We start from the raw sequence: 12,825 nt of genomic DNA on the forward strand, positions 1-12,825 counted from the left end.
ATTAAATATTTCCCCCTTATTTTTAGGTTGCCGCCGATCGGATCAATGATTAAGGCAACCCCATGAGTTTTGAGGCGACATTCAGGCTTCGGCAAATACGCCTTCACACCCCAGTGCTACAGTCAGTAAAAAGTGCTCGTCGCGGGATGTAGCCAGTATCTCCATCCCTACCGGCAAAGCGGATTCGGCGTGACCGCACGGCAACGTGATGGCAGGCAGACCGCTAATGGCCGCCAGCTCAGGCGCACAACCCGGGGGCATTTTTTCGAGGCTGGTAGGTTGACGGCGGACGGTAGGATAGAGAAAAGCATCGATGCGGTAACGTTCGGCGGTCATGCCCAGTTCCTGATATAAATGGCGCTGAAAGCGGCGCCCGTTCAGCCACTGCGGCGTTTTCAGGCTGTCAAACATCAGCATTTGGTCCAGCAGCGGTAAAAATTCGGGCAGGCATTCACCAGACGCAGCAAGTTGCCGCAGGTTGACGGGGGTACTGTGCTGTGCCGCCAGCCAGGCGTTTATCGCGACCTGAAACTCATACAGGCTGAGGCAGGTCTGAGTCTCCACCTCCGCCAGAATCGGCAAATGCACATCGACGATCGTCGCTCCGGCCTGGCGAAGTTTATCCAGCGCCCGATGCCAGACCCTGAGTTGCGCCGGATCGTCGCCTTCCAGGGCATTGATCACCCCGAATCGTAGTTCTTTTATCGGTTTTGCCCTAAGCTCGGTGGGCTTTTCACCATGCATAATGGTGTGCAGCAGGGCCGCATCCTGCACGCCGTGCACCATGGGGCCGACGGTATCCTTGCTGATGGACAATGGCGCAACCCCCTGCAACTGACGGCGTCGAAAGGCAGGCCGCAGCCCCACCAGCCCGGAGTAACTACAGGGAATGCGAATCGAGCCACCGGTATCGGTGCCCAGCGCACCGTCTGCCATACCGGCGGCGACGGCCGCGGCGCAGCCACCGCTGGAACCGCCGGCGGTCACGGCGGGTTGTAGCGGATTACGCACGTCGCCACCGAGAGAACTGCGGGAGCGAACGTCGAAGGCAAACTCGGACATATTGGCCCTGGCGAGAATAATTGCTCCCGCCGCCCGCAGACGTTGGACTACCCAGGCGTCGGAGCTTGCCGTTAACGACGCCAATCCCTTGCAACCGAGCGTGATCGGCAAGGAGGCGCAGGCAATGTTGTCTTTGATAATCAGCGGGACGCCGTGCAGCGGCCCGGTTGAATAGCCGCTGCGCCGGAGCCGCTGACAGCGCTCAGCCTGCGCCAGCGCCGCTGTATTCACGCCAAGAATGGCGTTCAACTGCTGATGATGTTCGATAGCTCGTAGCCGCCGGGCCACTTCTTCCCGGCAATCCGGCGGTGGGATCAGTCGCATTTTTCGCATAGTTTGATAACCCGTTGCGCACTCTATCAGTCAGGCAGGCCTCTCGGCCTGCGCTGGTTTCGCTATCAATCCAGGGTGCCTGCGGTAATGGCGTCAATATCCCGGGGGCGCAGGCGGATCTCCGCCGCCCGGCGGTGGCCCTGCATGCCCTCGGTGCGGCTTTGGCGGATAGCCGGCTCCGCGATGGCTGGAATACCCTGTTCATCGATCCACTGGTGGGTGCACACTTTGACATATGCCCCTACCCACAGCCCGCCGGTATAGCGCGCCGCCGCCATCGTTGGCAGCGTGTGGTTAGTACCACAGCATTTGTCGGAGAAAACCACGCTGGCATTCTGGCCGATAAACAGCGAACCGTAGTTACGGATCTTGGCGGCGGTGGCGTGCGGATCACGGGTATGAACCTGTAAATGCTCGGTTGCCATATGGTCGGCAAAGGCGATCAGCTGCGCCTCCGTTTCACATACCACGATCTCGCCCTGACGACGCCAGGCTTCGCCCGCGGTGGCGGCAGTCGGCAGGTTAGCCAGCTGCCGCTCAATCTCGGCCAGCGTATGCGTTGCAATATCCCGGCTGGTGGTGGCCAGCCCGACGCGGGTATGGATATCGTGTTCCGCCTGCGCCAGCAGGTCGGCGGCCAGAATGCGCGGGTCTGCGCTGTCATCGGCAACGGTAAAGATCTCGCTCGGACCGGCAAGGGCGTCGATGCCTACTTTGCCAAAGACCTGACGCTTGGCCTCATTGACAAAGGCATTACCGGGGCCGACGATTTTATCCACCGCCGGAACGCTTTCGCTACCCCAGGCCATCGCGGCAATTGCCTGCGCGCCGCCGATTTTAAAGATGCGGTGCGCACCCGCCAGGTGACAGACGGCAATCATCGACGGATGCGCGCCCGGAGGCAGACAGGCGATGATTTGCTCGCAGCCTGCCACGGTGGCAGGCACGATCGACATCACCGGCGCGGAGAGGATCGGATAGCGTCCACCGGGCACGTAGCAGCCCACGGTCTGGATCGGGATGATGCGGTGTCCGAGATGCACGCCCGGCAGGGTTTCTATCTCCAGCGGTTGCATGGTGGCAAACTGGGCCTGGGCAAAGCGGCGCACCTGCTCAATGGCAAACTCGCTGTCGCGGCGGGTCTGCGGATCCATCGAGGCCAGCGCCTGCTCAATTTCACTCTCCGTAACCTCAAACTGTTGCGGTACCTGTTTGTCAAACTGCTGCGAGTAGTCGCGCAGCGCCGCATCGCCTTCCTGCTTGACGCGCGCAATAATGGCGCTGACGGTCTCGGTCAGAGAGCGATCCGCCTTCTCGTCCTGCCCCTGCGGGCGTTTAATCCAGTTAACCTGATTAACAATCGACTGCGCAGACATTATGCGTTCTCCATCTGTCCAAGTTTGATTTGCGCCAGCAGCGCCAGGTGATCGTAAACCACCCACTCATCAACGATTTTGCCGTTCACGATGTGATAGTGAGACATGCCCATTACCAGCAGTCGCTCACCGGTCGGTTTGCCCAGCTCGCCATAACCCAGGTGATGGCCTTCCATCACCCAGCGGATCGCGACCTTCACGCCGCCCTCATCGCAAGGGTTGGAGCAGATGTGCTGTGGAAGCCAGGCGCCGTCCGGGATCATGCCGATCAGGGCCAGCGTCTGGTGGGTGACCGAGGCAATGCCATACAGCTCTTTCATCAGTGGGCCGTGCCATTGGACGTTAGGGGCGTAAACCTCTTTGATTTTGCCCAGCATCCGGCGGTTATAGATTTCGTGCATCCAGCGCAGGCACTGCTCTTCGGTGTCGGTATGGGCGATGGAGACATCGCATGTCATCTCTGGTGGATACTGGCCCAGCAGGCGGCCATTCTCACCGATATCGGTCACGCGGAAGCCTTTATCAAACTGTTCCTTTGCCATATTCCAGGCGATCTCGTCGGTGTTCAGCCCCAGCTGCTTCATCAACGACATGTTGTCGCTCACGACCCACTCGCGATAAATCTTGTTTTCATGGATCATGCAGTCGGCAACGGTGCGCGTGACAAAAGTGCGGTTGGTCGGTTTACCAAGGTGGCTGTACTGAGTGTGTCGCCCCGTGCCGGTCACCAGATGCGAGGTATAGAAGCCATCCACGTCGTTACCGTTCCAAATGACCTGGGTTGCCATGCCCCGGCGCTCCGGGAAGGCCACCAGCCTTTTTAACGTATCCTGTACCACCTCTTCGCGGGTATATAGGGTGCCTAACGCATTATAAAGCACGCAGTTGTGCGTATAATGGGTATAAATTAAACCTACGTCGCGTTCATCCCATATTTTATGGGTGCAGCGCACGATATAATCGACAATATCCGTATAACAATCATCAAAGCCACGTAATGATTGTGCTCGTGGGCGTTTCTCCGGAACCAGATCGATAAAGTCGCGACGCTCTACCTGTAATACCGGCTCATCACGCTGAATTTTACCATTGCTTTTCTCGGGTACTGCTGGAGCTTTATTTGTTGCTTCGGTTGAAGACATGAGACCTCCTGCATGAATGTTCAGTATTGATGTTCAGTGATATTTAGACAATAAGACTTCCGCACCCAAATAAATGGATGATAGATAATGCCGCAATTAATATTGCGGCCGATTATAAAGCGTTTTTTATTGAAATTTTATTGATTGACGATTTGCGCCCAAATGGCTAATTCATCGATTCCCAGATATTCTCGAATAATCAAACCATCTCGTAATTCGAGCTGACTAATACCCGCAATAGAAATAGGTTTTCGCGTTGGCGCACCAAATTTTCCATAGCCGTCATGCCAGGTTAACAATGACCAGCGTAGCGAGATACGCACCGGCTCGTTGGCATCCTTACGCACAATCAAATGGTGAAGCTGGGTTTCACTGTCGGCAAACGAAGCGCGGTAGCCGGATAATAGCGCGCTGATTTCCGCCTCGCCGGTGCCCATGCAGTGCCCGGGGGCGTACAACGTTGCCGCCGGATGATAAAGACCAGGCACCGTGCCCCCGTTGCCGCCGGCCCACATCGACAGATAGCGCTCGATAATCCCCGCGATGGGGCCGTCGACATCATCCCCTTCAGGTCCGCCGGCCCAGCGCGCATCAAGCACTTCGGCCGTTGCGTTCTCCAGCCCCAGTTGCTCGCGCGCGCAGCCCAGGCTGCGGGCAAATTCGCGTACGTCCAGCCCTAGCTGGGCGACGATGGCGGCTCGGTCCTGCAACAGCCATTCCTGACGTATCGCGCCATCGGCGCAGATGCGATCCGCCCAGGTGCGAACCCAGACGTTCTTGCCCGTCGGCGGGCCAAAAAAGCCTTCGCCCTGATGGCGAATGGAGGCCACGGTGCGCTGAGAGGTGTAATACTCACCGCCGGGCGCGGCGGCACAGAGAATATCCTCCGTCAGTACGCTGCGCTGGGGGAAGCTGTACATTGCCTCCAGGGTGTGGCGCATAAACTGTGAAAGGTCGGTAAGCTGTTTCTCTGGCGTAATAAACACCACCGGCGAGCCATAGAAATCTGCCAACTGACCGATGTCCTTCTGTTCCCAGACGACGTGGGTTAGCGTCAGAATAAACTGCTGGATAGAGTCGAACTGGGGGCTGAAACCCGGCAATCTGCTCATTTAACCTCCTGAGGCTGAAACAGGGATACACCTTCTTTTTCGATGACGCCGCTGCGCGGGCGTCGGGCGGAATGGCGTACCACCAGCATGCCGGGCACGGTAATCTGCTCAGGCTCGATGGTGTCGCTCTCGATTTGCTTCATCAGCAGCTCTATCGCCGCAGCCACCATTTCCTGCACCGGCTGCGACATCGAGGTCAGCGCATAGGAGGGCCAGCCTGAGGGACCGGTATCGTCATAGCCAATCACCGATAGGTCCTGCGGAATTTGCAGGCCGAATTCGTAACGCGCCACGTCCATCACCGTAATTGCCATATGATCGTTGGCAACAAAGATGGCATCCGGCACCGGCGTGGTTGAAAACAGGCTGTAGGCGGCGCGAATGGTCTGCTGGGTGTCGTAGTTGCCGTGGACCACCTGGACCTCGTCTATTCCCTGCTCGTGCAGCGCTGCAAGGTAGCCGCGCTGGCGGGCGATATTGACCGACGAGTCGGCAACGCCGCCCACGTAGGCGTAGCGCTGGTGCTCACCGGCCATCAGGAACTCGGCAATCTGCCGTGCCGCCGCTTCGTTATTGCTGTTCACGCTCGACGCCATACCGCTCTCTTCGCTGCGGTTAAACAGCACTACCGGGATGCCGGCAGCCAGACACTCCTCTGAGAGATCCAGCGACAGCGTCACCGAAGCCAGCACGATACCGTCCACCCGATACTGCATAATCTGATCGAAAATCCTGTCCACATTGCCGTCTCTGTCGCCGACAAACAGCAGCAGGTGGTAATTGTGGGTATCCAGCTTTTGCGCCAGCGCTTCCAGAACCTGCGGATAAAACGGATTATCAAAATAGGAGATCACCACGCCGATGATGCGCGATCGGGCGGTATTGAGGGAGCGGGCAATCGCGTTTGGACGATAGCCTAGTTCCCGCGCCGCCTTCAGCACTTTTTCACGGGTGGCCGGGGAGATGCTCGCCCCCGGCGTGAAGCTCCGTGATACTGCCGACTGTGATACACCTGCCAGTTGGGCCACCTGCTGTGAGGTGACTGCCGCAAAACTCTTCCGCTTCATTACCCCTGATTCCTTATTTTCGATTCTTCCCACCAGCACCCTGCTTCAGCGGGGTCAGTCCCGCCAGCCACGCCGCAGGCAAAGGGTATTTTTATACTTACACCATCTTTGCATGCGTATGCAACAGGCAAATTTATTTTTCTGACAATGTTAATTGCGTCACTTTACAAAATTGAAACCTTTTTGTAACTTCAATTCTTGAATACGTATTCATAGAAATTTCACGCCGTCAAAGATACCGGGCAAGTGACCAGAGGGACAGAGCCGGTAAATGCCGTTCTTGATTGGTTATAGACCATTAATTACCAGAGGTTCACAACCATGTTTCGAGCACTGTTATGCCGACCTGAAGCCCGGCTGTTTTTCATTATCAGCATTTTGTTTTTCATCTGTATTCACAGTATTGACGCCTTTCTTGCGCCGATGATGCTTGAGCAGGGCATTGAACCGCAGGTGATGGGACTTATCATGGGCGCCAGCGGCCTGGCGACCCTGCTGATCCGCTTCCCGCTGGGGATTATTTCCGATGTGGTAAAAAGCCGGAAAATCTTTATACAAATCAGTTTGCTGCTGCCGGTTCTCACCTGGCCTTTAGCCTGGTGGGAGCCCAATGCGGTCACGCTGTATCTGGCCAAGGCCGCAGACGGCGTTACTGCGGCAACCTGGGTGCTCTATAACATCCTGTTTATTCGCTATTTTGACCGCAAGGAAGCCCCGGCGGCGGTGGCGCTGCTGGCGCTGGCCGGGCCGGTCGGCGTGTTTATCGGCAACTGCATCGGCGGTTTAATAATTCACTATTTTGAGAACAACATCGCATTTTTCCTCTCCTGCGTATCCGGGCTGCTGGCGTTGATCCTGACTACCCGCATCAGCGACGTGCACGACTCGGTGCGGGCACCGACGCTCCAGGCCTGCATTGCCGGAGCGCGTAAACAGCTCCGCGACCGCTCGGTGTGGATGATTGGCATCTTGGCAACCATTGTCGTTCTGGTTCCTTTCGCTACTCGCGATACGCTGACCCCGATCTACGCCGAACAGCTTGGCGCACGGGCGGGGATCCTGTCACTGCTAAGCAATATTCACCTGATCTTTTATGCCATCGCCATCGCACTGTGCAGCACGGTGTTCTACAAGCGTTTGGGCGTGATGAAAACGGCGGTACTGGGCATTATCTTGCAGGTGCTGTCGACCATCGGCATTCCCTTCACCAGCAATATGTATTTCATCTATGTTTTACAGGCACTGGCCGGTTTCTCCTTCGGCATGGCGTTTGCTGCTTTTATGTCGCTGAGCGTGGTGAACACCAGCCCCGACGAGCAGTCCACCCGAATGGGACTTTTCCAGACCATTTACTCGCTGGGAATGTTTATCGGGCCGGTCATTATGGGCGTCATGCTGCAATATATTAATCTGCCATCCGGCTATATCGTCATTGCCGCACTTTCCGTGATTGCCGCTATTATTACGCCACTTTCAGCGCGCTGGGTCTATAACCGCCAGATAAAACCCACGGCTGAATTACCCGCGAGCGGGCAATTAGCCTCCGCGCGCGACCAGTAATTATTGAATATATATCTATTCCATCCTGGCGTGCCGGGAGGGGCTTTCTTATACCAGTTATTGAAAGGAGTATCGCGTGGCCCATTACCTTAAAACCAGTAAACCCATTCAGGAGCGTCAGGAAGCTCAGCGCCAGATAAGAGAAACCGTGGAGCTTATTCTCTCTGATATTGAAAATCGGGGAAATAAGGCGATTCGCGAATTAGCCATAAAATTCGATAACTACGATCGTCAGGATTATCGACTGAGCGATGCCGAAATTAATAGCTGCATGCGCAAACTCAGTCGCCAGGATATTGCCGATATCGAGTTCGCCCAGGAGCAGGTCTTTAATTTTGCCCGCCAGCAAAAAGCCTGTCTGCTGGATTTGGAGGTAGAAACTCGTCCCGGCGTGATCCTCGGACATAAAAATATACCGATTAATGCCGTTGGCTGTTACGTACCGGGCGGCAAATACCCGCTGCTGGCCTCGGCGCATATGTCGATCATCACTGCCAACGTCGCGGGTTGCTCACGGATTATCAGCTGCGCTCCGCCGTTTAACGGCGAGCCGGCGCCGGCTATCGTGGCCGCCCAGAAGATGGCGGGGGCAACGGAAATCTATGCGCTGGGCGGCATTCAGGCTATCGGCGCGATGGCGCTCGGCACAGACACCCTGGCACCGGTGGATATGCTGGTGGGACCGGGCAATGCCTTCGTGGCCGAAGCCAAACGCCAGTTGTTTGGCCGCGTCGGTATCGACCTGTTCGCCGGTCCTACCGAAACGCTGGTGATTGCCGACGAAAGCGTTGATGGTGAAATCTGCGCCACCGACCTGCTGGGGCAGGCGGAGCATGGCGTCACCACGCCTGCCATTTTGCTGACCAACTCCGAGCGGCTCGCCAGAGAGACGATGGCCGAGATTGAACGACTGCTGGCGAAGCTGCCTACCGCCGACATCGCCCGCCGCGCCTGGGAAGACTACGGGGAAGTGATCGTCTGCGACGGCTATGAAGAGATGCTGAAAGAGGCCGACCGCATCGCCTCCGAGCATGTGCAGGTGATGACCGAACGTGACGAGTGGTTCCTGTCCAATATGACCAACTACGGTGCACTGTTCCTTGGCCCGCGCACCAACGTGGCCTATGGCGACAAAGTGATTGGCACCAACCATACGCTGCCCACTCAGAAAGCCGCTCGCTATACCGGAGGATTATGGGTCGGTAAATTTATGAAGACCTGCACCTGGCAAAAGGTGCTGAGCGACGAAGCCACGGCGGAAATCGGCAGCTACTGTTCGCGTCTCTCACTGCTGGAAGGCTTTGCCGGACACGCCGAGCAGGCCAACATCCGCGTGCGCCGTTACGGCCAGACGGATGTGCCATACGCCACGCCGGCTCCGGTCAGAGAGAAGGTGTAGCCCATGACGCTTCCGCATACGCCCGCGTTTTCCCTCAACGGCAGGCGGGCGCTGGTAACCGGCGGTTCCAGGGGCCTGGGCTTTGCCTGTGCGATCGCGCTTGCCCGGGCCGGGGCGCAGGTATGGATCGCCGCCCGCAATGGCGACGAACTTGCCAGGGCGGTTGAACTTGCCGCCACCGAGGCTCTGGTGCTGCATCCGCTGGCGCTGGACATCACGCAGACGCAGCGGGTGGAGGAAGCCCTCAGTCAGTTGCCAGCTCTGGATATTCTGGTCAATAGCGCCGGGCTGGCTCGCCACCAGCCGTTTCTGGAGGTCAGCGAAGCCAACTTTGACGCAGTCATGGCGCTCAACCTGCGGGCCACCTTTTTCATTAGCCAACTGACGGCGCGGCGCATGCGTGAGCAGGGGATCGCCGGTTCCATCATTCACATCTCATCGCAGATGGGTCACGTCGGTGGCCCACAGCGCAGCGTTTACTGCGCGTCGAAATTCGCCCTCGAAGGGCTGACGCGCACCATGGCGCTGGAGCTTGGCGAGGCGGGGATCCGGGTCAACACCCTGTGTCCGACCTTTATCGAAACCGAGCTGACGCGCCACTCGCTGCGCGATCCGGATTTTCACCGCTTCGTAATGAGCAACATCAAGCTGCCGCGCCTTGGCAAAGTGGAGGACATCATGGGGCCGGTGGTGTTCCTCGCCAGTGACGCGGCGGCGATGATCACTGGCAGTGCGCTGATGGTGGACGGAGGCTGGACTGCAACATGACCCCTTCTGCCTTTATTGACAACGGCGATACGCCGCTGGTGCTGCTCGGTGGCACGCTTTGCAACGCCCGGCTGTGGCTACCGCTGATTGAACGCCTTAACGTTTCGGCGGTTACCTGCCTGACGGTAGCCAACGCCGCATCGGCGCAGGCGTTCTGCCGGCAGTTGTTAAAGGTGCTGCCGTCGCGCTTTCTGCTGGCCGGTTTCTCCCTCGGAGCCATCGTCGCGCTACAGTTGGCCGCCGATGCGCCTGAACGGTTGGCGGGGCTGGCGCTGCTGTCGGTCAACCCGCTGGCCGATAACCCGGAGAACGCCGCCGTTCGGCGGGCGGCGGTACAGGCGGCCGGTGCACAGGGACACGGCGCCTGGCTCTCTTCAACGCTGTGGAGCAAGTACGTGGCACCGGCCAACCTCGGTAACCGAACGCTGCACGACACCCTGTGCCTGATGGCCCAGGAAACGGATGGCGCAACCTTTGCCGGGCAGACCGAGATTGCCATTAGCCGCAGTGATAACCGCGATGCGTTAAGCGCGCTTAGCTGCCCGACGCTGATCCTTAACGGTGAACACGATGTCATCTGTACGCCGCAACATCACCAGTTGGCGGCGGCAAGCGCACCCGGCGCGACCTGGATCACCCTCAAATCAGCGGGACACTTTTTTGTCCTCGAAGCGGCGGATCGCGCCGCTGCCCCGCTACGACAGTGGATTATGGAGTCATTGAAATGCGAATAAATACGCTGAAAACAGCATTGGCAGAAAACCGCCCGATAATCAACGGCTGGCTGGCCATACCCTCCAGCTACAGCGCCGAAATTGTCGGACATCAGGGCTTTGATGCCGTAACGGTCGATTTGCAGCACGGCATGATCGACTTTGCCAGCGCCCTCACAATGCTACAGGCGCTCTCCGCCACCCCTGCGGTACCGCTGGTACGGGTGACCGACGACACGCCTGCACAGATCATGCGGGTACTGGACGCCGGTGCCTACGGCGTGATTTGCCCGATGATTTCTACGCCGGAGCAGGCGCGTCGCTTCGTCTCGGCCTGTCGATACCCGCCAGCGGGCATTCGCTCCTTCGGCCCGGCGCGTGGCCTGCTCTACGGCGGGCCTGACTATCCACAGCATGCCAATCGCGAAATCCTCACTCTGGCAATGATTGAAACCCGCGAAGGGCTTGGCAATATCGACGAGATCCTCAATACCGATGGGTTGGACGGGGTCTTTATTGGTCCGAACGATCTTTCCCTGACGCTGACGGGCACCGCCAGCGCCGAATCCACGCATCCGGAGATGCTCGCCGCGATTGAGAGGGTGGTCAGCCGCTGTCGCCAGCAGCAAAAGATCGCCGGTATTTTCTGCACCTCCGGTGCTGCGGCAGCCAGCCGCATCGCCCAGGGATTCAATCTGGTGACTCCCGCAAACGACGTTATGCAATTGGGCCGCGCATCGCGCGAAGCGATTGCACTGGCCCGCGGCAACGCGATCCCCACCGCCGGCGCATCCGGTTATTAACAGGAGCTGATATGCAAGCAATTACCTTAACCCCCGCTCAGGCCCGCAGCCGCTTAGTGGCGCCGGAAGATATGGTTTCCTGCAATCTGGCCTTTATCGACTGCAAGCTGCCGGGGTCACACCTCAAGCAGAACTACTCGTTTATCGGCCCTGGCGTAACCCAGTCGTCGGCGCAGGTGGTGAATATTCCCGAGCCGCACGGATTTAACATCGGCGCGGCTGCGATGCCAAAAGGCGTCACCAACAACCTGCATCTGCACTTTACCGCCGAGGTGTTTTTAATTCACGAGGGGACATGGCGCTTCCGTTGGGGAGCAAACGGAGAGCACGAGGCGGAGTTCAGCGCTCCGGCTATTCTCACCATGCCAACCTGGATTTTCCGCGGCTTCACCAACGTCAGCAAACAGGATACCTGTGGCATGGTGTATACCGTGCTGGGGGGGAATAACACCGGTGGGATCATCTGGCACCCGTCGATACTGGCGGCCGCCAGCGAGTATGGGCTGTATCTGAGCAAAGACAATATGCTGATCGACGTTAACGCGGGTGATGCGCTGCCGGAGCCGTCGGCCCGGTTGGCACCGTTACCGCCAGACGAGATCGCGGCCCTACGCGATTACTCCGTTGCACAGATGCGACAGCGGGCCGTGACTGGCGAAGAGCGCAACTGGTCTTCAGAAGGCTTGCTTGACGCCATACTGCCGGGCCACGGCGGGGAAGTTGCCCCGGTAATTGGCTATGGCATTTCGCAGGATCGTCACTCGCTGCCGCCGATTACCCAGCCGCACGGGTTTTCCGTCGAGTGGCTGCGCCTGAGGGAGGAACATCAGGTTGGTCGCCACCTGTGTCCGGATATTCAGGTCATTATGGTGTTTAAAGGCACGCTTGAGATTGTCTGGAATCAGGAAGGGGAGGAAGTCAGCATCGTCGCGCCGGAACGTTCGGTGGTGTCAGTCCCGGCCAACAGCTGGCGGCGTTATCGCGCGCTGGGCAGTCAGGCGGAGTTTATTCTCACCACGCAGGGCGATCAGCGTAAGCGCGTCTACTGGGATGCCGACATTTTGCAGCAGGCCAAGGCTCATAATCGCGGTCTTGATCCCGACGGTTATGTCAGCAAACTGGATATCCTGCCGGTTACCGCGCGACGGGCAGGCGCCAGAATGGAGCAGTTGGCTGGAGAGGGGGAATAAGCCAGGCGCGGCGCCGGTGACCAATCAACGGCTGGTCGCCGCAGCAATTACCGTGAGAAAAGAGAGCTGGTATCGTGGCGAAGTGCCGTTCAGGGGCTGTTACAGGGAGTTAAGGGCTGGGGGCAAGGTTACCTGTCCCGGCGGCGATAAAACGTAAAAGGAGTTAGATGATTGCTCATCTAACTCCTTGTTTTATTTGGTGGCCCCTGCTGGGTTTGAACCAGCGACCAAGCGATTATGAGTCGCCTGCTCTAACCACTGAGCTAAGGGGCCATGCGGGCGAGATTATACGGTAAGTTC

The 12,825-nt window shown here is 58.1% G+C and carries 11 protein-coding genes and 1 tRNA gene; 6 read left to right on the forward strand and 6 right to left on the reverse strand.

What is annotated here, in order from left to right; translation table 11 throughout:
* Positions 1–81: 81 nt before the first annotated feature.
* The 5 genes from NYE85_RS07335 to NYE85_RS07355 form a co-directional block, all read right to left on the reverse strand.
* Positions 82–1,395, reverse strand: a complete 1,314-nt coding sequence (locus NYE85_RS07335; protein WP_259004043.1) for an amidase — start codon at positions 1,393–1,395, stop codon at positions 82–84.
* Between the two features lie 65 nt (positions 1,396–1,460).
* A complete protein-coding gene (hisD, locus tag NYE85_RS07340) occupies positions 1,461–2,771 on the reverse strand; it encodes a histidinol dehydrogenase (RefSeq protein ID WP_259004044.1) in 1,311 nt (436 codons plus the stop codon).
* A complete protein-coding gene (locus NYE85_RS07345) occupies positions 2,771–3,913 on the reverse strand; it encodes an ester cyclase (RefSeq protein ID WP_259004045.1) in 1,143 nt (380 codons plus the stop codon). Before NYE85_RS07345 ends, hisD (NYE85_RS07340) begins: the two co-directional genes overlap by 1 nt.
* Before the next feature lie 137 nt (positions 3,914–4,050).
* On the reverse strand, positions 4,051–5,025 hold the full coding sequence (locus tag NYE85_RS07350) for a nuclear transport factor 2 family protein (protein ID WP_259004046.1): 975 nt from the start codon (positions 5,023–5,025) through the stop codon (positions 4,051–4,053).
* The gene (locus tag NYE85_RS07355) at positions 5,022–6,092 is read right to left on the reverse strand and encodes a LacI family DNA-binding transcriptional regulator (protein ID WP_259004047.1); all 1,071 of its coding nucleotides are present in this window, start codon (positions 6,090–6,092) and stop codon (positions 5,022–5,024) included. The genes NYE85_RS07350 and NYE85_RS07355 overlap by 4 nt, the downstream gene beginning before the upstream one ends.
* Positions 6,093–6,413: 321 nt before the next feature.
* Here NYE85_RS07355 and NYE85_RS07360 point away from each other — a divergent pair, with 321 nt between their 5' ends.
* The 6 genes from NYE85_RS07360 to NYE85_RS07385 all read left to right on the forward strand — a co-directional run bounded on the left by NYE85_RS07360 (position 6,414) and on the right by NYE85_RS07385 (position 12,525).
* A complete protein-coding gene (locus NYE85_RS07360) occupies positions 6,414–7,652 on the forward strand; it encodes an MFS transporter (RefSeq protein ID WP_259004048.1) in 1,239 nt (412 codons plus the stop codon).
* 76 nt (positions 7,653–7,728) lie between these two features.
* Complete coding sequence (hisD, locus tag NYE85_RS07365; RefSeq protein ID WP_259004049.1) at positions 7,729–9,051, forward strand: histidinol dehydrogenase; 1,323 nt, start codon at positions 7,729–7,731, stop codon at positions 9,049–9,051.
* A gap of 3 nt (positions 9,052–9,054) precedes the next feature.
* Positions 9,055–9,819: an SDR family NAD(P)-dependent oxidoreductase gene (locus NYE85_RS07370; RefSeq protein WP_259004050.1), complete on the forward strand. Its 765-nt coding sequence runs from the start codon at positions 9,055–9,057 to the stop codon at positions 9,817–9,819.
* Positions 9,816–10,553: an alpha/beta fold hydrolase gene (locus NYE85_RS07375; RefSeq protein WP_259004051.1), complete on the forward strand. Its 738-nt coding sequence runs from the start codon at positions 9,816–9,818 to the stop codon at positions 10,551–10,553. The genes NYE85_RS07370 and NYE85_RS07375 overlap by 4 nt, the downstream gene beginning before the upstream one ends.
* Positions 10,544–11,335: an HpcH/HpaI aldolase/citrate lyase family protein gene (locus NYE85_RS07380; protein ID WP_259004052.1), complete on the forward strand. Its 792-nt coding sequence runs from the start codon at positions 10,544–10,546 to the stop codon at positions 11,333–11,335. Before NYE85_RS07375 ends, NYE85_RS07380 begins: the two co-directional genes overlap by 10 nt.
* 11 nt (positions 11,336–11,346) lie before the next feature.
* Positions 11,347–12,525, forward strand: coding sequence for a cupin (locus NYE85_RS07385; RefSeq protein ID WP_259004053.1), 1,179 nt, complete (start codon positions 11,347–11,349; stop codon positions 12,523–12,525).
* Between the two features lie 197 nt (positions 12,526–12,722).
* Here the strand turns inward: NYE85_RS07385 and NYE85_RS07390 are convergent.
* Positions 12,723–12,798, reverse strand: a tRNA-Ile gene (locus NYE85_RS07390).
* Positions 12,799–12,825 lie beyond the last annotated feature (27 nt).

This window comes from Serratia sp. AKBS12 (assembly GCF_024793895.1).
Classification (GTDB): domain Bacteria; phylum Pseudomonadota; class Gammaproteobacteria; order Enterobacterales; family Enterobacteriaceae; genus Serratia_F.